The following is a 19,473-nucleotide window of genomic DNA, read 5'->3' as shown; positions in this document are numbered from 1 at the left end:
CGGTGGGCATCGGCGGGGCGGGGCTGCGGGCTACAGCCAGCCGGGGGCGACCATCACGGCCCAGACCAGCAGCGGGCCGATGACGACCACGCCGGTGGCGTAGACGAGGATCTTCTTGTAGAAGACGTCGCGGTCCACGTCGGCGGGGGCGTTGGCCAGCACGAGCGCGCCGTTGGTGGAGAACGGGGAGACGTCGACGATGGTCGAGGCCACGGCCAGGGCGCAGATCAGCCCGGTGGCCCCGACCTCGCCCGCGAGCAGGAAGGGCACGGCCAGGGGGATGAGCGCGGCGAGGATGGCGGTCGAAGAGGCGAAGGCGGAGACGACGGCGCCGATGTAGCAGATCAGCAGCGCCGCCAGCAGCGGCATCCCCAGGCCGGCCACGCCGTTGGAGACGTACTCGATGGTGCCCGCCTCCTGCAGCACGCCGACGAAGGTGAGCATGCCGCCGAGCAGGAGCACGGTGGACCAGTCGATCTTGTTGACCGCGCCCTTCTGAGCCTTCGGGGAGACCAGGGCCAGGACGACGGCGACGGTGACGGCCACAAAGCCCACGTCCACGCCGAAGCCCAGGGCGACGACGGCCAGTACGACCAGGCCCAGGATGGTGGCGGCCTGCGGGAGCAGTCCGTCCCTGCCCTCGCGCCGGACCGGGGGCTCGGAGGATCCGGCCGGGTCGCGGGGACCGTACATGCCCGAGCCGAAGCCCTTGAAGTCCACGTCCCGGTCCCCGGCGTGCCCGGCGGCGACCCGGCTGCGGGACAGGCGGGCCTCGGAGGCCCGCTCCACGAAGTCCTCCGCGCGGGCCGAGACGAGGCCGCGCCCGCCGAGGGTCACGAACAGGCCCACGGCGATCAGCAGGTTGAAGACCAGGCTGGAGAGGAACACCGCGGTGGGGCTGACGTCCAGGCCGGCCCCGGCGACGATGCCGTTGACGGTCACTCCGTAGACGGAGATCGGCGAGAAGCCGCCGCCCTGGGCGCCGTGGATGACCATCATGCCCATCATCAGGGGATTGATCTTGTACTTGGCGGCGAAGCTCAGCGCGATCGGGGCGATGATCGCCACGGCGGCCGGGGACAGGGCGCCCACGGCGGTGATCACGGCAGTGATGAAGAACATGATCCACGGGATCAGCGCGACCCGGCTGCCCACCAGTTTCACCGCCGCCTGCACGAGCAGGTCCACGGTGCCGTTCTTCTGGGCGATGGCGAACAGATAGGTCACCCCCACGATGGTGAGGAACAGCCCGCCGGGGAACGCCTCGAGGATCTGGTCGGTGTCCATCCCGAGGACGAACACCCCCAGCACGAACGCGCCCACGAAGGCCAGCGCCCCCATGTTGACGGGCAGGACGGTGGCCACGACGAACATCGCGGCCAGGATGATGATGGAGAGCACTTCTGGGCCCATGGGTCTTCCTTCGGACGAGGACGGTCCCGCCGGTGAGGGTGGAGCTCCTGCGGGAACAGTGGTGTGGATCACACCGCCAGTTTTGGACTAGCCAATAGGACACTAGGGGTCCTTGTCAATCGTTGGGCTAGCATAGGGGCCGGACGCCACTGGGTGGTGCCGCGCCGCCGGGACGCTCCGGCGCCGTGCGACCGGGGAGGACGGACATGGCAGGGCCCAACAGGATCGACCGGGTGGAACGCCCTCGGCTCTACGAGCAGGTGGTGGAGCGGCTGCTGGACCACGTCATCCAGGACCGGCTCGAGACCGGCGACCGGCTCCCCCCGGAGCGGGACCTCGCCGACAGCCTGGGCGTCTCCCGCGCCACCGTCGCCCAGGCCCTGGTGGCCCTGGAGGTGCTCGGGGTGATCGACGTGCAGCACGGCAGCGGGGCGGTGCTGCGCTACCGGCCCTCCAGCGCCGTGGTGCTGCGGGGACTGCGCGAGCACGCCGATCGGCTGCCGGACATCGTCGACGCCCGCAGCGCCGTGGAGACCAAGATCGCCGCCCTGGCCGCGGCCCGGCGCACCCCCGAGGACCTGTCCGCCATCGAGCACGCCCTGGCGCTCATGGCGCAGGACATCGCCGGCGGCGGCCGCGGACTGGAGGGCGACGAGCTGTTCCACGCCGCGGTCACCGCCGCCGCCCACTCCTCGGTCCTGGCCCGGATGATGACCGAGATCTCCGGACTCGTGCGGGAGACCCGCATCGAGTCCCTGAGCCAGCAGGGCCGCCCCGAACGGTCCCTGGAGTCCCACCGGACGATCGTGGACGCCATCCGCGACCGGGAGCCCGAGCGGGCGGCCCGCGCGATGGCCGAGCACATCGAACTCGTCTCCGACGTCGCGGTGCTCCGCCCCGAGTGAGGGCCCCGGTCGGCCGTTGCCCGCGCCTGCCGATAAGCTGGCGCACATGACCACCGACCTCGCCGTCATCGCGTTTGCCCAGAATCCGGACCCTGAGGCCCGTGAGCGCATCCTCACCCTCGTGCAGGACGCCGGCGCCGAGGTCGAGCGCTTCTCCACGGTGCGGGTCACCGGCCCCGGTTCGGCCGGGCCGGACTCGGAGGTCCCCGGCTACAACGCCTTCACCGCGCTCGTGCACGGCTCCGACGCGACCGCCCTGCTCGCCGCCCTGCGCCCCGACCCGCTGACCCAGATGCTGCCGGGCGTGGACGTCAACGTGGTGCCGACCACCCTCTTCGACCCCGGGCGCAAGAAGCTGCTCATCATGGACGTCGACTCCACGCTCATCCAGCAGGAGGTGGTGGACATGCTCGCCGCCCACGCGGGGCGCGAGGCCGAGGTCGCCGCCGTGACCCGGGCGGCCATGCTCGGGGAGCTGGACTTCGCCGAGTCCCTGCTCGCGCGCGTCGAGACCCTCGCCGGGCTGCCCGCGTCCGTGCTCGACGAGGTCCTGGCCGCGGTCCGGCTCTCCCCCGGCGCGGACGTGCTCGTCAAGGCCTTCCTGCGGGAGGGGCACGCCGTGGCGGCGGTCTCCGGCGGCTTCCTGGGCGTCCTCACCCCGCTCGCCGAGCAGCTGCGGCTCACCCGGCACGCGGCCAACACCCTCGAGGTCGTCGACGGCACGCTCACCGGCAGGGTGCTCGGCGAGGTCGTGGACCGCACCGTCAAGGAGCGGTGCCTGCGGACCTGGGCCGAGGAGCTCGACGTCGCCCCCGAGGACGTCATCGCCGTGGGCGACGGCGCCAACGACCTCGACATGCTCACGGCCGCCGGGCTCGGCGTGGCCTACAACGCCAAGCCCGCCCTGCGCGCGGCCGCCGACGCCCAGGTCAACCTGCCGAACCTCGACGCGGTCCGGTTCTTCGCCGACCTCTGATCCCCCGCCCCCGCCGGGACCCCGCTCCCGGCGGCCGACCCGGGTCGTAGAGTGGGATGCAGCACGCGCGGCCCTCGAGCACGAGACCGCGCCCGGCCCCGAGGAGAGACAGTGACGGCACCCGGTGCGCCCCGGCAGCGCCCCGGCTTCCTGGCCCGGATGATGCTGCTGCACCTCGCCGTGGTGACCCTCGTCGTCGCCCTGTGCGGGGGCGTCTACGCCTGGCTGACCTACGAGCGGCTGGGCCGCGACGCCGAGGGCCAGGCGCTGTCCATCGCCCGGTCGGTCGCCGCCGACGACGACGTCCGCGCGGGCGTGGCGGACCTGCTCGACGCCGGTCCCGCGGACCTCGACCCGGAGGTGCTGTCCGGGGGCGCCCTGCAGACCGCCGCGGAGGAGGTCCGCGACCGCACGGACTCCCTCTTCGTGGTGATCACCGACGACACCGGGCTGCGGCTCTCCCACCCCAATCCCGAGCAGCTGGGCCGGCCCGTCAGCACGGACCCCACCGAGGCCCTGGCCGGGCGGGAGGTCACGAGCCAGGAGCGCGGCACCCTGGGGCGCTCCGCCCGGGCCAAGGTCCCGGTGTACGCCCCGGGTACGGACGCCGCCGTGGTGGGCGCCGTCAGCGTGGGGATCTCCCGCACGGACATGCTCGCCACCCTGCGGGAGGACATCACCCCCGTGGCCGCCACCGCCGTGGGCGCCCTCGGCCTCGGCGCGGCCGCCTCCGCGGCGATCGCGCGCCGGCTCAAGCGCCTCACCCTCGGCCTGGAGCCCGAGGAGATCGCCACGCTCGCCCAGGACCAGGAGGCGGTGCTGCGCGGGGTCGACGAAGGCGTCATCGGCATCTCCCCCGAGCACCGCATCACCGTGGTCAACGCCGAGGCGGGACGGCTGCTGGGTGTGGCGGAGCCCGCCCGGCTCGTGGGGACCCCGCTGGCCGAGGCGGGCCTGCCGGCGTCCTTCGCGGCGCTGCTCGCCGCGGCGACCCCCGCGTCCCCGGCCGTGGAGCAGGTCGTCGGCCGGCACGTGCTGATCCTCTCCGCCCGCGCCGTCCGGCCCGACCGCCCGGGCCTGCCCCCGCTGGGCTGGGTGGTCCTGATCCGGGACCGCACCGAGCTGCAGTCCCTGACCCGCCAGCTCGACGCCGTCGGCGCCCTCAGCACCGCCCTGCGCGCCCAGCGCCACGAGTTCGCCAACCGCCTGCACACCATCGCGGGGCTGCTCGCGATCGGCGACGCCGAGGAGGCCCGCCGGTACGTGGCCGAGGTCACCGAGACCGGCCCCCTCAGCTACCCCGCCGAGGGGGCCCAGCTGCTGCGCGACCCCTACCTGCAGGCGTTCCTGGGGGCCAAGAGCGTCGAGGCCGCCGAGCGCGGCGTGAGCCTGCGCATCGGCGCCGACACCCTCGTCCGCGGCCGCATCACGGACCCGCAGGACGTCACCACCGTGATCGGCAGCCTCGTGGACAACGCCGTCCGCGCCGCCGTCCAGGGCGCGGCGGGAGACCGCTGGGTCGAGGTCGAGCTGCTCGACGACTGGACCGGCGGGGAGGGCACCCTGCACCTCGTCGTGGCCGACTCCGGCGACGGGCTCCCCGTGGCGGACCCCGAGCCGATCTTCGCCCAGGGCTGGTCCACCGCCGTTCCCGCCGGCGGATCCGGGGACGAGGGCGCAGCGCCGTTCGCCGTGCTGCCCGACGTCCACGGCCAGGGCTTCGGCCTGTCCCTGAGCCGGGAGCTGGCCCGCCGGCGCGGCGGAGAGGTGTGGGTGGCCGATCCCGGACGCCCCGGCGGGCCGGGAGCCGTCTTCTGCGCCCGCCTGCCCGGTACCGTGGTCCGCGACCCCGGGCCCGGGGCCGACGTCGGCGGCGAACGGTCCGCCGGCAGATCAGGAGGTGCAGGATGAGCGACGACCTGGTGGTCCTCGTGGTCGACGACGACTTCCACGTGGGACGGCTGCACGCCGGCTTCGTCAACGCCGTGCCGGGCTTCACGGCGCTGACCCCCGTGGGCACCGCCGAGCAGGCGATGCGCACCGTCCACGCCCACCAGCCCGACCTCGTGCTGCTGGACGTCTACCTGCCCGACGCGCTCGGCCTGGACCTGCTGCGGGCCCTCGACGTGGACGTCATCATGCTCACCGCGGCGGCCGACCCGGCCTCCGTGCGGACCGCCGTCCGCCGCGGCGCGCTCGCCTACCTCATCAAGCCGTTCCCGAACGAGCGGCTGGCGCGCACCCTGCGGGCCTACGCCCGGTACCGCCGGCTGCTCACCGACCGGGACGCGCTGACGCAGGAGACCGTGGACCGCGCCCTGCACGCCCTGCACCCGGGCGAGACCGCCTCCCCCGGCGAGCGCACCCGGTCCGCGACGGAGGGCTCGGTCCTGGCGGCCCTGGAGGCCGGGGTGCCCCTCTCGGCCGCGGAGATCGCCCGGAAGGTCGGCATCTCCCGGGCCACCGCCCAGCGCTACCTCTCCGCACTGGCCGAGGACGGGTCGGTCGAGATCCAGCTCCGCTACGGGAGCACGGGCCGCCCGGAGCACCGCTACGGGCCCGCGGCCTCCTGATCCCAGGTTCATGCTCAGGGCCGGTCCCTAGACTGCCCGCCATGGCGAGCAGGGTGCGACCGGAACCACAGGACCAGTGTCTCTCCTGGCCGGACGAGATCTGCGGCGACCCGGTGGCGGAGCGGGCGAGGCTGTTCGCGCTGAATTTACGGGCGGCCGCGGGGTCCCGGACGCTGCGGGAGCTCGGGGCGCTCACCGGTGTCGACCACACGGCGCTGTCCCGGATCCTGGACGGGCACGTCTGGCCGGACGGGTACACGATCGCCCGCCTCGAGGTGCGGCTGGGGGTCAGCCTGTGGCCCCCCTACGAGGAGTGATCCGCACCGCCCGGGCACGGTCGCCGCGCCCGGCCGGGACGGTCCCGGGGCCGGTCAGGGCGCGGTCAGGTCCAGCCAGTAGGTGTCGCTCTGCTCGTCGTGGTGCAGCAGCCGCTCCAGCGGTCCGGCGTAGGCGTCCAGGGCGCGGCCCACGAGCTCGCGCACGTCCCGCGCGGCGACCGTGACGGTGCCGCCGAGCTCGTCGTCGGCCGTCTCGCGCACCACCACGACCCAGCCCGGGTCGCCCCAGACGTAGTCGCCCGCGGCGTCGCGCAGGGCGTCGACGAAGAACTCCTGGTCACCGTCGTGACCGAGCACGTCCAGGCGCACCGCGTCGGGGTGGCGGCGCGCCAGCTCGGCGGCCACCAGGCGCAGCAGCTTCCGGGCGTAGCTGCGCCGGGCCCGGTCGAGGGCCTCCTCGGCGGCCTGGAGCACGTGGTCGGGGGTCAGGACAGTGGTGGTCACAGGCATGCAGTGTATGTGTGCGGAAGCAACGAGGGTGGGCGCCACCCCGGTCGCGCCGCCGGACCGGCCCGCCCCCGCGCACCGCCCCACGGTCTCGGGCAGAATGACCGCATGATCGACGCCCACCTGCACGTGGTCGACCCGCGGTTCCCGCTGGTACCCAACCAGGGGTACCTGCCGCCGACCTTCACGGTCGGGGACTACCGGCGCAGGGTCCGGGAACTGGGCGTGGCGGGCGGGGCCGTGGTCAGCGGCTCCTTCCAGGGCCACGCCCAGGAGTGGCTGCACTCGGCGCTGGCGGAGCTCGGCCCCGGATTCGTCGGCGTGACCCAGCTGCCGCCCGCCGTCCCGGACGAGCAGGTGCGCGAGCTCCACGGGGCCGGGGTGCGGGCGGTGCGCTTCACCCTCCGCCGCGGCGCCGACGCGGACCCTGCCGGCATCGAGCGGCTCGCCCGGCGGGTGCACGACCTCGCCGGGTGGCACGCCGAGTTCTACGCGGACGCCGCCGCGCTGGAGCACCTCGCCCCCGTGCTGCGGCGCCTGCCGCGGGCCGGCGTCGACCACCTCGGCATGAGCGCGGCGGGGCTGCCGCGGCTGCTCGAGCTCGTCGAGCGGGGCGTGAAGGTCAAGGCCACGGGGTTCGGGCGCGTCGACCTCGACGTGCCGGACGCGCTGCGCCGGATCCACGCCGTGGACCCGACCGCCCTGCTCTTCGGCACCGATCTGCCGAGCACCCGGGCGGAGCGCCCGTTCCGGGACGCGGACGTCGCGCTGGTCGCCGAGACCCTGGGCGCCGGCGCCGCGGCGGCCGTGCTGCACGACAACGCCGCGGCCTGGTACGGGCTGCCGCGCGCGGCGGCGGAGAGCGGCTACTCCGGCCACACCTGCCGGTCCGGGCCCTCCAGGACGTAGCGCAGCTCCACGGCGCCGCCCTCGAAGTGGGTGGTGCGCTGGAGCCGCAGGTCGCGCGCCGCTGCGGTCGGCAGGACGGGATGTCCTCCGCCCAGCACGATCGGCATGTAGGTCAGCCACAGCTCGTCGAGCAGACCGGCGTCCGCGAACTGGGCCGCGAGCTTCCCGCCGCCCACCACCCACAGGTTCCGCTCGCCCGCGGCGGCGACCAGGGCCTCGGCGTGCATCGTGACCGGTCCGCTGACGAAGGTCGGCTCCGCCCCCGCCGGCCGCGGCAGCTCGCGGTGGGTGAAGACCCAGACCGGCAGGTCCCCGTAGGCCCAGTCCCCCTGGTCGAGGACGAACTCGTACGTGCTCGCGCCCATCGCGAGCGCGCCGACGTCGCCCAGGAACGCGTCGTAGTGCTCCTGGTAGGCCTCGAAGCCGTACTGCAGCAGCCAGTCGAGGTGGTTCTCCCGGTCGGCGATGTACCCGTCGGCGCTGGCCGCCACGTAGTACTGCGTTCTGCTCATGCGCACCAGGTTACGCACCCCTCCGGCGGCTTCCCAGGGTTGCTTCCCCCGCGCCGCGGACGGCGTCATGATGGGAGCATCGACCGATCGACGCGGAAGGCCCGGCCATGCCCATGCTGCTCAATCCCTACTTCTCGTTCCGGGACACGGCAGAGGAGGCGATGACCTTCTACCGCTCGGTGTTCGGCGGGGAGCTGTCGGTCAGCCGGTTCAGCGAGTACGGGGCCAGCGACGACCCCGCGGAGCAGGACAAGGTGATGCACTCGATGCTCACCACCGGGACCGGCATGGTCCTGATGGCCGCCGACACCCCGAACAGCATGGACCTGGCCGTCGGCGAGAACGTCTCGGTCTCCGTGAGCGGGGACGACGAGTCCGTGATGCGCGGCTGGTGGGAGGCACTGGGCGCGGGCGGGACCGTCACGATGCCGCTCGAGGAGGCCCCCTGGGGCGGTCTGTTCGGAATGTGCACCGACCGGTTCGGCATCCACTGGATGTTCAGCGTGGGCGACGCCGGCTCCTGACGCGCCCCGCGCCGCCCGACCCGAGAAGGAGCGTCCCATGCGCATCACCCACACCAGCGTCTTCGTCGACGACCAGCAGCAGGCGCTGCTGTTCTACACCGGCAAGCTCGGCTTCATGGTCAAGCACGACGTCCCCGCCGGCGGCGCCCGCTGGCTCACCCTGGTCTCGCCCCAGGCGCCCGAGGGCGTCGAGCTGGTGCTCGAGCCCTCCGAGCACCCCGCCGTGGGGCCGTTCAAGGCCGCGCTCGTGGCCGACGGCATCCCTTTCACGAGCTTCGGGGTCAAGGACGTGCGGGCGGAGTACGAGCGGCTGCGCGAGCGCGGCGTGCACTTCGTCCAGGAGCCCACGGTCTCGGGCCCGTACACCACCGCGGTGCTCGACGACACCTGCGGCAACCTCATCCAGATCGCGAGCCCCCACCCCGGGTGAGACCCGTCCGGCGGGGATCAGTCCCGGGCCCGGAGCTGCTCGGCGAGCGGCCGGTAGTGCCCGGACATCGCGGGGTGGTAGTCCCGGGCGAAGTCGACGGCGTCCGGGTCCCCGCCGGTCTCGGCGGCCACGAGCCGGTCCAGGTAGTACTCCCAGCCGGGCCCGACCGACTCCACCTCGTCGGGGTCCGGGTACCGGTGGGTGAGCCGCAGGACGGTGGTGCCGTCCTCGTCCTGGAGGTCGAGGTCCACGCGCCAGGCGTCGGCCGCCGTGCCCAGGGTGAGCGCCAGGTGCCGGGGCGGGTCGCAGCGGCGGATCAGCAGGGGCTCGGGCTCGTCCAGGTCCTCGACCGTCAGCAGCACCTCGACGCGCCCGGTGGCCGGGTCACCGCTCCACGTCCCGTACCACCGGGCCAGCCGGGCGGGGTCCGTCACCGCGGCCCAGACCTCCTCGACGGGGGCGCGGAACGTGCGGGTGAGGACGAGGTGACCGCCGGGGTCGAGGCGTCCGGTGGGCTGTGGGGTCATGGTGGCTCCTCGCTCGGCTCCGCACCGCGCGGAGGTGCTCCTGGCCGAGGCGCGATCGGCCTCGTGCCGTGGAGTCCATGATTAGCACCCCCGGAGGGCGGACGGCGTCACATTGCGGACGGTTTCACGCCGCCGCGGGCTCCGGTGGCGGCAGGGACGGCGGCGGGGCGGTCACCCGGGAGGGCGCCCGCCCCGCCGTCGTCGGGGGCCGTGGGCCTAGCGGCGACCGGCCTTCGCCAGGAAGTCGTCGGCGCCGCCGACGAGCTCGACGTGCCCGGTGGGGACGTCCGCGGTGACCATGCGGGCGATCTCCTCGGCGAACTCCTGCACGGAGTAGAGCTTGCCGGCGGCCTCGCGGCGCTCCTCGAGCGCCCCCGGACGGGCCCGGTTGAGCAGGGTCGCGGTCACGGTGCCCTCGATCATGTCGCCGGAGACCACCACGAACGTGATGCCCTTCCCGGTCAGCTCCGGGATGCGGGCGGTGAGGGCGTCCTCACCCGCGCGCTTGGACTTGGCGACCTCCACGTACTCCGGCATGGTCTCGACGTCGTTGATGAAGTGCGCCTGGTGGCTGGTCACGAAGACCACGCGCCCGCCCTCGGGCAGGTGCTCCAGCGCGGCGCTGAGGGTGTCGTTCTGCGCGTCCCGGTTGAGCTTGAGCGCGTAGTCCTCACCGAGGTCCGTCTCCATGCCGCCGGAGGCGTTGAGCACGAGCACGTCCACCCCGCCGAAGGCCTCCACGGCGCGGGCGAACAGGTTGCGGACGTCCTCGGGCTCGGTCATGTCCGCCTGGACGGCGATGGCCTTCCCGCCGGCCGCCTCGATCTCCTTGACGACCTTGTTGGCGCGGGGCGCCTTCTGCCGGTAGTTGACGACCACGTTGGCGCCCTCCCCGGCCAGCAGCTTCGCGGTGTCGGCGCCGACGCCGCGCGAGGACCCGGTGACGACGGCGGTCTTGCCTGCAAGTGAACTCATGGTGCTCCTTCGGTGGAACGTGCGGGGATCAGGGGGCGGCGGGGCTCAGTGGCCCATGCCGAGGCCGCCGTCCACGGGGATGACGGCGCCGGAGATGTACTTCGCCTCGTCGGAGGCGATCCAGCGCACGACGGCGGCGACCTCCTCCGGCTCGGCGAACCGGCCGGCCGGGATCGAGGCGAGGTAGTTCTTCTGGGTGTCCTCCGGCAGCGCCGCCGTCATCTCCGTGTTGATGAACCCGGGGGCGACGACGTTGGCGGTCACGTTGCGCCCGCCCAGCTCCCGGGTGATCGACCGGGCGATGCCGACCAGACCGGCCTTGGACGCGGCGTAGTTGACCTGCCCGGGCGAGCCGTAGAGCCCGACCACGGAGGAGATGAGGACCACGCGCCCGCGCTTGAGGCGCATGAATCCCTTGGCGGCGCGCTGCACCACGCGGAACGCGCCGGTGAGGTTGGTGTCCACGACGTCCTGGAAGTCCTGCTCCTTCATCCGCAGCAGCAGGGTGTCCCGGGTGATCCCGGCGTTGGCCACGACGACCTCGACCGGGCCGAACTCGGCCTCGACGGCCTTGTACGCGGCGTCGATCGACGCGGAGTCGGTGACGTCGGCCTGCACCGCGAAGAAGCCCTCGGGCGCCTCGCCGGAGCGGTAGGTGACGGCCACGTTGTCCCCGGCGTCCTGGAACGCCTGGGCGATGGCCCGTCCGATCCCGCGGTTGCCGCCGGTCACGAGGACGGTGCGGGGGGCCGGGCTGCGCTGCTCGTCTGCCATGGGGAGGGGGCCTTTCGGTCGTGGGTCGCGGGTGCGCGGCACGCCGGTCGGCGCCGGCCCGCGGGGAAATCCCCCCAATCGTACCGGTCGCCGCGGGCGACCGGACGGCAGCCCCGGAGGACCGCCTTCTCGATGTCGGACCCCGGTGAGATACTCGATCGTCTGTTGGGAGGACCATGAGCAAGCGCTATCTCACGACCGGCGAGGCCGCCGGCCAGGACGACGTCCACTCGATCACCGCCACCGCGGAGCCGCACACGCAGGACATGGGCCACCGGATGAAGGTCTACAGCATCCAGATGGGCCTGCGCATCGTGTGCCTCATCGTGTTCGTCGCGGTCGACAACATCTGGGTGCGCGGCGTCGCGATCCTGGGCGTGGCCGTGCTGCCGTGGATGGCGGTGCTGCTGGCCAACAGCAACGACCGCTCCGCCCGGACGAGCCAGTACTACGAGCCGCCCGCCGCGCCGGCGCTGGCCGCCGCCCCCGAGCCGCGGCCGCCGGCCGCGCCCCTGGCGATCGACTTCGTGCTCGAGGGCGAGTTCGTCGCCGGGCACCGCGAGGACGACCCCGTCCCGGACGGCCGCGGGAGCACGACCGCTCCCAGCGGGGACCCGGCTTCCTCCGCTACTGTCGAGGACGACACCACCCGGCGCCGCGGAGCGGCCTGAGCCCGCCGCGGGCCGTACCGGGATCCGCCGAAGACCCTGAGGAGCACGACCGCCGTGGAGTTCGACCTGCTCGGATCGCTGTCCCCGCGAGGCGCCGACGCTCCCCCGGCCGGGCCCGACACCCCGCAGTGCTCCCGCAAGGGCTGCCGTGCGGACGCCGCGTGGCAGATCCGCTGGAACAACCCGCGCATCCACGCCCCGGAGCGCCGCAAGACGTGGCTGGCGTGCCCCGAGCACCGCGGCGACCTCGAGCAGTTCCTCGGCGCGCGCGGCTTCTGGAAGGACACCGTCCCCCTCGCCGACGCCGGCCCCGCGCAGGAGCGCCGGGGATGAACGACTACCGTTTCCTGCTCAGCGGCAAGTGGCTAGGCTTCTTCCTTCTCGCCTGCGCCGCCGCCGTGGTCTCGGTGTACCTGGGCGGCTGGCAGATGGACCGCAACGACCACCTGGTCGGCGAGAACGCCAAGATCACGCAGAACTACCGCGCCGAGCCTCTGACCGGTGCGGCCGCCGCCGAGCAGTTCGCCGTCCACGACGAGCGCCTCACCTGGCACCCCGTCGAGCTCACGGGCGAGTACCTGCCCGAGGACCAGGTGCTGGTCCGCAACAGGCCGCAGGACGGACGCGTCGGCTACGAGGTGCTCGTCCCGTTCCGCACGCAGGACGGGGACGTCGTGGTCCTCGACCGCGGCTGGATCCCCACGGGTGAGGCGGCCAACGGGATGCCGGACGAGGTGCCGGCCCCGCCCGCCGGCCGGGTGACGGTCACCGCCCGGCTCCAGCCCGGGGAGCCGTCCGTCAGCCGCGGCGCCCCCGCGGGCCAGATCGCCTCGATCGACCTCGAGGAGCTGCGCGAGCGCTGGGACCGGCCGATCGGGACGGCGGCCTACGGCGAGGTCCTCGCCGAGGACCCGGCCCCCGCGGCGGCCCCCGCGCCGGCTCCGGAGCCGGAGATCGACTCCGGGCCGCACCTGTCCTACTCGTTGCAGTGGTACGCGTTCGCGGCGCTGTTCTTCGTGGCCTGGGGCTACGCCGCCCGGCAGCAGGCCCGCAACGACGCCTGGGACCGCCAGTTCGCCCAGGAGATGGAGCGTCGGCTCGCACGGTTCTACGACGAGGACGGCAACTACATCGGCGAGGGCGACGAGGAGCTCGTCGTCCGCCAGCTCGAGATGGCCGACGACATGCCGGCCCACCTCAAGTCGCTCATGCGCCCCCGGCCGCAGCGCCGGCGCTCCGGCCCCACGTGGGAGGACGAGGAGGACGCGATGCTGGACGCTCTGGAGCGCGAGCGCACCTCCGCCGCCCGCGACTGACGTCGCGAGGGGCGCCCGCCGTCAGGCGAGGGAGATGAGGTCCTGGTACTCCTGGCTCCACAGGTCCTCGGTGCCGTCGGGCAGGATCACCACGCGCTCGGGGTCCAGCGCCTCGACCGCGCCCTCGTCGTGAGAGACGAGCACGACCGCGCCCTCGTAGGTGCGCAGCGCGTTGAGGATCTCCCGGCGGGAGGCAGGGTCCAGGTTGTTGGTCGGCTCGTCGAGCAGCAGCACGTTGGCGGAGGAGGCCACGAGGGTCGCCAGCGCCAGGCGGGTCTTCTCGCCGCCGGAGAGCACCCCGGCCGGCTTGGACACGTCGTCGCCCTGGAACAGGAACGAGCCCAGGACGTTGCGTACCTCCGTGTCGGCGAGGTCCGGGGCGGCGGAGCGCATGTTCTCCAGCACCGTCCGGTCCGGGTCCAGGGTGTCGTGCTCCTGGGCGAAGTAGCCGAGCTTGAGGCCGTGCCCCGGGACCACCTCACCGGTGTCCGGCCGGGCCTCCCCTGCCAGCATCCGCAGCAGCGTGGTCTTGCCGGCGCCGTTGAACCCGAGGATGACCACCCGGGAGCCCCGGTCGATGGCCAGGTCCACGTCGTTGAAGATCTCGAGCGAGCCGTAGGACTTGGACAGGTCCCGGGCGGTCAGCGGGGTCTTGCCGCAGTCGGCGGGCTTCGGGAAGCGGATGTTCGCGACCTTGTCCGCCTGGCGCTCGCCCTCGAGGCCGTTCATGAGCCGCTCGGCGCGCTTGATCATCTGCTGGGCGGCCACGGCCTTGCTGGCCTTGGCGCGCATCTTGTTGGCCTGGTCCATCAGCGCGGTGGCCTTCTTCTCCGCGTTGGCGTACTCGCGCTTGCGGCGGTGGGCGTCCTGCTCGCGCTGCAGCAGGTAGTTCTTCCAGCCCATGTTGTACAGGTCGATGACGCAGCGGTTGGCGTCCAGGTACAGGACCTTGTTGACCACCATCTCCATCAGCTCCACGTCGTGGCTGATCACCAGCAGCCCGCCCTGGAAGTTCTTCAGGAAGTCCCGCAGCCACACCACGGAGTCGGCGTCCAGGTGGTTGGTGGGCTCGTCGAGGAGCATGATGTCGGCGTCCGAGAACAGGATGCGGGCCAGCTCCACGCGACGGCGCTGCCCGCCGGAGAGGGTGCGCAGCGGCTGGTCGAGGATCCGCTCGGGCAGGTCCAGGTTGGACGTGATCGTCGCGGCCTCGGACTCCGCGGCGTAGCCGCCGCCGGCGAGGAACTCCGATTCGAGCCGGTCGTAGCCGCGCATGGCCTTGTTGCGCACGACGTCGTCCTCGGAGGCCATGTCCTGCTCGGCCTGGCGCAGGCGGGCGACGACGCCCGCGAGGTTGCGGGCGGAGAGGATGCGGTCCCGGGCCAGCTGCTCCATGTCCTCGACCTTGGGGTCCTGCGGGAGGTAGCCGATGGCCCCGGTGCGCGTGACCGTCCCGCCCGCGGGCAGGGTCTCCCCGGCGAGGACCTTGGTCATCGTGGTCTTGCCGGCGCCGTTGCGCCCGACCAGGCCGATCTTGTCCCCCTTGTCCACCCGGAAGTTGACCTCGTCCATGAGCAGCCGCGCACCGGCACGCAGTTCGAGGTTCTGGACAGTGATCACGGAGGAGACCTTTCGGGAGGCTGTGGTGGGGAGTGGGTGCCCTGACCGGGCAACCTGTCCATTCTACCGGTCCTCGTTCCGCGGCGGCACCCCGCCCAGCGGGCCGGGTCCGCGTTCTTGCTCACGTGCCGGACGGGCGCCTTCTCCGGGGCATCTTCTGCGCGGCCCGGGCCCGGAGGCTGACACATTCGCCCGACACAATCGCCCGACTCCGGGCGGACTCTTCTCGGCGGGGCCGTCGCTGGGTAGTGTCCGACGTCAACTGGTCAGTCTCCTTCCAGTATTTCTCATCGTCGGAAGCGGGCAGCATGCGACAGGACGTCCAGCAGTGGTTCACCACCCGCAGCTACCACGGCAGCCAGTGGTCCGCCGAGCAGCTCTGCCGCCGGAAGCGCGGCAGCACGGTCAGCGTGGTGCTCCCGGCCCGCAACGAGGCCGAGACCGTGGGCGCGATCGTCACCGCGCTGCGGCGCACGCTCATGGAGGACGTGGCGCTGATCGACGAGCTCGTCGTCATCGACTCCGACTCGACGGACGGCACGGGGGCGGTCGCCGCGGCGGCCGGGGCCCGAGTCCACCGGCAGGCCGACATCCTGCCCGCCCACGGCAACGTCCCCGGCAAGGGCGAGGCGCTGTGGAAGTCCCTGGCCGTGACCACCGGGGACGTGCTCGCGTTCGTGGACTCGGACCTGCGGGAGTTCGACCCGCAGTTCGCCGTGGGGCTGCTGGGGCCGCTGCTGACCGAGCCGGGGGTGCAGTTCGTCAAGAGCTGCTACGACCGCCCGCTGCACGACGGCGCCACGGTGATGCCGGCGGGCGGTGGGCGCGTCACCGAGCTCGTGGCCCGCCCGCTGCTGAACCTGTTCTGGCCGCAGCTGGCGGGGCTGGTCCAGCCGCTGGCCGGGGAGTACGCGGGACGCCGGAGCCTGCTCGAACGGGTGCCGTTCGTCTCCGGGTACGGGGTGGAGATCGCGATGCTCATCGACGTGCTGGAGGCCGTGGGCCTGGACGCGATGGCGCAGGTGGACCTGGGTGTCCGGTCCCACCGGAACTCCTCCGACGCCGCCCTGGCCCGCATGGCCGCCCAGATCCAGCTGACGGTCCAGGCGCGGCTGCGCTGCGACTCCCCCGTCGCCGACGAGAGCGGGCGCCTCACGCAGTTCCTGCGCCAGGGGGAGCGCTTCCTCGCCGAGGTCCACGACGTCAGCGTCCGCGAGCGCCCGCCCATGGTGCAGGTGCCCGAGTACCGGGCGCAGCCGGCCGGCCGCGTCGCATGAGCGCGCTGCGGGTGCTCGTCAACGCGGGCCCCTGGCTGCCCGTGCCCCCGTCCGGCTACGGCGGGATCGAGACGGTGGTCGCCACCCTGGTGCCGGAGCTCCGGCGCGCCGGCGTGCACGTCACGCTCGCCACAGTGGGCCCCAGCACGCTCGAGGCCGACGACCACCTGCGCCCCCTGCCCGAGCCCGCGTTCCGCTCCATCGCGATGCCCTACAACCGGGTCTCGGGCATCGCCCACGCGCACATGCAGGGCCTCGTGGACGCGCTGCGGGGACCGCGGCGGTGGGACCTCGTGCACGACCACCTGGAGGTCGTGGGACCGTCCGTGCTGGGCGCGATGGGCACGGCGGCCCCACCGGTGCTGCAGACCCTGCACTGGGACCTGCGCAAGCACCCCGAGTTCTACTCGGCGTTCGACGGACGGGGCCGGGTCCGGTTCGCGGCGGTCTCCGCGTCCCAGCTCGAGCGGGCGCCGGCCAACCTGCGGCGGCAGACGCTGGGGGTGGTGCCGCTGGCCGCGCCCCCGGGGCTGCCCGTGGACGCGCCCCGGGGCGAGCACGCGCTGGTGCTGGCCCGGATCACCGCCGACAAGGGCCAGGACACCGCAGCCCGCGTCTGCCGGCGGGCGGGGATCCCGCTGGTGCTGGCCGGGCCCGTGGCCGGCATCGACGACCCCGAGGAGCTGGAGCGGCGCCTCGCCGACGGCGACGAGGCGCTGCGCTCCCACCCCGACGTCCGGTACTGGCTCGAGGCGGTCCGGCCCCTGGTCGACGGGACGTCGGTGGCCTGGGTGGGCGGGGTGGCGGGCGAGCGCAAGGAGCGCCTGCTGCGCTCGGCCCGCGCCCTGCTGACGCCCAACCGCTGGGCCGAACCCGGGGCCACCGGTGTCGTCGAGGCGCTGTCCCGGGGGGTGCCCGTCGTGGGGACCCCCCTGGGGGTGCTGCCCTCCCTGGTGGAGCACGGCCGCACCGGGTTCCTGGCCGCGGCGGAGGACGAACTGGTCGAGCACCTGCGGGACCTGGACAGCATCGACCCGCAGACCTGCCGGGACGCCGCCGAGCAGTGGACGCCGGCGGGCATGGCCCGGCGCTACCTGGACCTGTACCACCGGCTCCTGGAGGAGAACCCGACATGACGCTGCGCATCACCCTGGTCGGGGCGGGATCCGTGGCCCGCCGCCACGTCGACGTGCTGCACGGACTCGGCGGGGCGCGCGTGGTCGGGGTGACGGACGCGCACCTGCCCGCCGCCACCGCCCTGGCCGCTGAGCTCGACGTCCCCGCGTTCACCGACCCCGCGCAGGCCCTCGACGCCGTGGCGGCCGACGCCGTCTACGTCTGCGTGCCGCCGTTCGCCCACGGGCCCGCCGAGCTCGCCGCGCTGGAGCGCGGCAAGGCGCTGTTCGTGGAGAAGCCCGTGGGACTGGGCCTGGACGTCGCCGAGCAGATCGGCGCCCGGGTCGAGGAGAGCGGGGTGGTCACGGGCACCGGCTACCACTGGCGCTGCCTCGACACCGCCGTGCTGGCCCGGGAGCTCCTCGCCGAGGCGCCCCCGCTGCTGGCCAACGGCTACTGGCTGGACAAGCGACCGCCCGTGCCGTGGTGGGGGCGGACGGACCGCTCGGGCGGCCAGGTCGTGGAGCAGCTCACCCACGTGCTGGACACCGCCCGCTTCCTGCTGGGCGAGGCCGTCGAGGTGTACGCCGCAGGGATCCGCAGGGCCCCGGACGGGGCCCCGCAGGACTACGGCGACGTCGACGACGCCACCGCCGCGACCGTGCGCTTCCGCTCCGGGGCCGTCGCCACGCTCGCCGCGACGTCGGCGCTCGCGGTCAAGCACCGCGCCGCCCTGCACACCGTGAGCCGCGGGCTCTACCTGGAGCTCTCGGAGCAGGGCCTCACCGCCTACGGCGCGCGGGACCGCTCCGAGCACACCCCCGCCGAGGACCCGAGGGTGACCGTCGACCGGGAGTTCCTCGAGGCGGTGCGCGGCGAGCGCGAGTCCACCCGCGCACCCTACGGCGAGGCGCTGCGCACCCACCGGCTCGCGTGCGCGATCGCCGACTCGGCGCGCACCGGGCGGCCCGTCGCCCTGGCGGACCCGGACCGCGTGGGACCGGACCGCGTGGGACCGGACCGCGCAGGACCGGCGGGTGAGCCGTGAGAGCGCGCCGCAACCTCGTCGTCCCCGCCCGGCACCGGATCGAGATCGTGGAGGAGGAGCTGCCCGCGGTCCCGGACGGCGGCGTGCTGCTGGAGACCCTCGCCACAGGGCTGTCCGCGGGCACGGAGCTGGCCTTCGTCAAGGGAGACCACCCGGGGCTGCACTCCCGGCACGACACCGAGCTCGGGCTGTTCCGGCCCGGTGCCGCGGAGCAGGGCTACCCGGTGCGCCGCCTGGGCTACATGGAGGTCGCCCGGGTGGCGAGCTCCCGCACGCCGGCGTTCCGGGCCGGCGACGTGCTCGCCACGGCCTACGGCCACGCCACCGCCCACGTCGCCGACCCGCTCACCGAGCACCTGGTGCCGCTGCCGGAGACGCTGGACCCCCTGCTCGGCGTGTTCGTCGCCCACTTCGGCCCCATCTGCGCCAACGGGTTGCTGCACGCCGCGGCGGACGCGGGACCGGTCCGCGGGCTCGGCGACGGGGTCGCCGGGCGGCTCGTGCTGGTCACGGGCGCGGGCCCGGTGGGTCTCATGACGGCCCTGTTCGCCCGCGCCCTCGGCGCGCGCGAGGTCGCCGTCGCCGACGCCGACCCTCGACGGCGGGCGCTCGCCGAGCGGCTGGGCTTCTTCCCCCTGGACCTCGCCGACGACCCCGGCCGGGTGCTCAAGACCCGCTGGCGGCACGGGCCCGGCGACCACGGCGCGGACCTCGTGTTCCAGTGCCGCGGCAAGCCCGAGGCCCTGCACGCGGCGCTGCGCGCGGTCCGGCCGCAGGGCAGCGTCATCGACCTGGCGTTCTACACCGCGGGCGCGGACGCGGTGCGGCTGGGCGAGGAGTTCCACCACAACGGGCTGAGCCTGCGCTGCGCACAGATCGGCCGGGTCCCCCGCGGTCTCGCCCACACCTGGGACCGGCAGCGGCTGTCCGCGGAGACCATCCGCCTGCTGGCCGCCCACGGCGGCGAGATCCGCGAGCACCTGATCAGCGACGTCGTGCCCTTCGACGAGGCTCCCGCGCTGATGCAGGACGTGGTCGTGCGGCGCCGGCACGTGCTCACCGCGGTCTTCGTCGTCGACGACCCCCGCTGAGCCCTCCGGCCCACGCGCGCGGGCACCGTTG

The 19,473-nt window shown here is 73.9% G+C and carries 22 protein-coding genes; 15 read left to right on the top strand and 7 right to left on the bottom strand.

What is annotated here, in order from left to right; all coding sequences use genetic code 11:
* Nucleotides 1–30: 30 nt before the first annotated feature.
* The gene (locus RF640_RS12720; protein ID WP_368828056.1) at nt 31–1,413 is read right to left on the bottom strand and encodes an SLC13 family permease; all 1,383 of its coding nucleotides are present in this window, start codon (nt 1,411–1,413) and stop codon (nt 31–33) included.
* Nucleotides 1,414–1,619: 206 nt separating this feature from the next.
* On the opposite strand from RF640_RS12720, the gene RF640_RS12715 reads away from it, so the two are divergent.
* The 5 genes from RF640_RS12715 to RF640_RS12695 all read left to right on the top strand — a co-directional run bounded on the left by RF640_RS12715 (nt 1,620) and on the right by RF640_RS12695 (nt 6,184).
* Nucleotides 1,620–2,318 carry a FadR/GntR family transcriptional regulator gene (locus RF640_RS12715; RefSeq protein ID WP_017834350.1) on the top strand — a complete coding sequence of 233 codons (699 nt, stop codon included), beginning with the start codon at nt 1,620–1,622 and terminating at the stop codon, nt 2,316–2,318.
* Between the two features lie 46 nt (nt 2,319–2,364).
* Nucleotides 2,365–3,294: a phosphoserine phosphatase SerB gene (gene serB, locus RF640_RS12710; RefSeq protein ID WP_017834351.1), complete on the top strand. Its 930-nt coding sequence runs from the start codon at nt 2,365–2,367 to the stop codon at nt 3,292–3,294.
* A gap of 111 nt (nt 3,295–3,405) precedes the next feature.
* Complete coding sequence (locus tag RF640_RS12705; RefSeq protein WP_052132715.1) at nt 3,406–5,205, top strand: sensor histidine kinase; 1,800 nt, start codon at nt 3,406–3,408, stop codon at nt 5,203–5,205.
* Nucleotides 5,202–5,867: a response regulator gene (locus RF640_RS12700; RefSeq protein WP_017834353.1), complete on the top strand. Its 666-nt coding sequence runs from the start codon at nt 5,202–5,204 to the stop codon at nt 5,865–5,867. Before RF640_RS12705 ends, RF640_RS12700 begins: the two co-directional genes overlap by 4 nt.
* 41 nt (nt 5,868–5,908) lie before the next feature.
* Nucleotides 5,909–6,184, top strand: coding sequence for a helix-turn-helix transcriptional regulator (locus RF640_RS12695; protein ID WP_095651514.1), 276 nt, complete (start codon nt 5,909–5,911; stop codon nt 6,182–6,184).
* A 54-nt stretch (nt 6,185–6,238) separates the two neighbouring features.
* Here RF640_RS12695 and RF640_RS12690 read toward each other — a convergent pair whose 3' ends face one another.
* Nucleotides 6,239–6,649 (bottom strand): hypothetical protein, encoded by a 411-nt coding sequence (locus RF640_RS12690; RefSeq protein WP_368828053.1) that lies wholly within the window; start codon nt 6,647–6,649, stop codon nt 6,239–6,241.
* Between the two features lie 111 nt (nt 6,650–6,760).
* On the opposite strand from RF640_RS12690, the gene RF640_RS12685 reads away from it, so the two are divergent.
* Complete coding sequence (locus tag RF640_RS12685) at nt 6,761–7,561, top strand: amidohydrolase (RefSeq protein ID WP_368828051.1); 801 nt, start codon at nt 6,761–6,763, stop codon at nt 7,559–7,561.
* On the opposite strand, the gene RF640_RS12680 is transcribed toward RF640_RS12685, so the two are convergent.
* Nucleotides 7,519–8,073: a dihydrofolate reductase family protein gene (locus RF640_RS12680; protein WP_176337718.1), complete on the bottom strand. Its 555-nt coding sequence runs from the start codon at nt 8,071–8,073 to the stop codon at nt 7,519–7,521. The two genes, RF640_RS12685 and RF640_RS12680, sit on opposite strands and share 43 nt — an antisense overlap.
* Before the next feature lie 107 nt (nt 8,074–8,180).
* Here RF640_RS12680 and RF640_RS12675 point away from each other — a divergent pair, with 107 nt between their 5' ends.
* On the top strand, nt 8,181–8,597 hold the full coding sequence (locus RF640_RS12675) for a VOC family protein (protein WP_035923955.1): 417 nt from the start codon (nt 8,181–8,183) through the stop codon (nt 8,595–8,597).
* Nucleotides 8,598–8,634: 37 nt separating this feature from the next.
* Nucleotides 8,635–9,027, top strand: a complete 393-nt coding sequence (locus RF640_RS12670) for a VOC family protein (RefSeq protein ID WP_017834359.1) — start codon at nt 8,635–8,637, stop codon at nt 9,025–9,027.
* Nucleotides 9,028–9,044: 17 nt separating this feature from the next.
* Here RF640_RS12670 and RF640_RS12665 read toward each other — a convergent pair whose 3' ends face one another.
* The 3 genes from RF640_RS12665 to RF640_RS12655 form a co-directional block, all read right to left on the bottom strand.
* Entirely contained in the window at nt 9,045–9,554 is a 510-nt protein-coding gene (locus RF640_RS12665; RefSeq protein ID WP_109244224.1) for an SRPBCC family protein, read from the bottom strand.
* Nucleotides 9,555–9,770: 216 nt separating this feature from the next.
* Nucleotides 9,771–10,529, bottom strand: a complete 759-nt coding sequence (locus RF640_RS12660) for an SDR family oxidoreductase (protein WP_035923957.1) — start codon at nt 10,527–10,529, stop codon at nt 9,771–9,773.
* A gap of 45 nt (nt 10,530–10,574) precedes the next feature.
* On the bottom strand, nt 10,575–11,303 hold the full coding sequence (locus RF640_RS12655; RefSeq protein ID WP_017834285.1) for a beta-ketoacyl-ACP reductase: 729 nt from the start codon (nt 11,301–11,303) through the stop codon (nt 10,575–10,577).
* A 176-nt stretch (nt 11,304–11,479) separates the two neighbouring features.
* Between RF640_RS12655 and RF640_RS12650 the strand changes: the two genes are divergently transcribed.
* The 3 genes from RF640_RS12650 to RF640_RS12640 are packed head-to-tail and all read left to right on the top strand — an operon-like array spanning nt 11,480 to nt 13,290.
* Nucleotides 11,480–11,974, top strand: coding sequence for a DUF3099 domain-containing protein (locus tag RF640_RS12650; protein ID WP_052132716.1), 495 nt, complete (start codon nt 11,480–11,482; stop codon nt 11,972–11,974).
* A 54-nt stretch (nt 11,975–12,028) separates the two neighbouring features.
* Complete coding sequence (locus RF640_RS12645) at nt 12,029–12,307, top strand: hypothetical protein (RefSeq protein WP_095651523.1); 279 nt, start codon at nt 12,029–12,031, stop codon at nt 12,305–12,307.
* Entirely contained in the window at nt 12,304–13,290 is a 987-nt protein-coding gene (locus tag RF640_RS12640; RefSeq protein ID WP_035923958.1) for an SURF1 family protein, read from the top strand. The genes RF640_RS12645 and RF640_RS12640 overlap by 4 nt, the downstream gene beginning before the upstream one ends.
* A gap of 21 nt (nt 13,291–13,311) precedes the next feature.
* On the opposite strand, the gene abc-f is transcribed toward RF640_RS12640, so the two are convergent.
* Entirely contained in the window at nt 13,312–14,910 is a 1,599-nt protein-coding gene (gene abc-f, locus RF640_RS12635) for a ribosomal protection-like ABC-F family protein (RefSeq protein ID WP_368828045.1), read from the bottom strand.
* 308 nt (nt 14,911–15,218) lie between these two features.
* Between abc-f and RF640_RS12630 the strand changes: the two genes are divergently transcribed.
* From RF640_RS12630 to RF640_RS12615, 4 genes are read left to right on the top strand one after another with little or no spacing between them, the layout of a single operon-like run.
* Complete coding sequence (locus RF640_RS12630; protein WP_017834290.1) at nt 15,219–16,187, top strand: glucosyl-3-phosphoglycerate synthase; 969 nt, start codon at nt 15,219–15,221, stop codon at nt 16,185–16,187.
* Entirely contained in the window at nt 16,184–17,323 is a 1,140-nt protein-coding gene (locus RF640_RS12625) for a glycosyltransferase (RefSeq protein WP_368828043.1), read from the top strand. Before RF640_RS12630 ends, RF640_RS12625 begins: the two co-directional genes overlap by 4 nt.
* Entirely contained in the window at nt 17,320–18,351 is a 1,032-nt protein-coding gene (locus RF640_RS12620) for a Gfo/Idh/MocA family protein (RefSeq protein ID WP_368828041.1), read from the top strand. Before RF640_RS12625 ends, RF640_RS12620 begins: the two co-directional genes overlap by 4 nt.
* On the top strand, nt 18,348–19,442 hold the full coding sequence (locus RF640_RS12615; RefSeq protein ID WP_095651525.1) for a zinc-binding alcohol dehydrogenase: 1,095 nt from the start codon (nt 18,348–18,350) through the stop codon (nt 19,440–19,442). The genes RF640_RS12620 and RF640_RS12615 overlap by 4 nt, the downstream gene beginning before the upstream one ends.
* Nucleotides 19,443–19,473 lie beyond the last annotated feature (31 nt).

The sequence above is a fragment of the Kocuria sp. CPCC 205231 genome (assembly GCF_040980965.1).
Classification (GTDB): Bacteria; Actinomycetota; Actinomycetes; order Actinomycetales; family Micrococcaceae; genus Kocuria; species Kocuria rosea.
The sequence above is the reverse complement of the archived record's forward strand: the minus strand, read 5'-3'. Positions and strand labels throughout refer to the sequence as shown.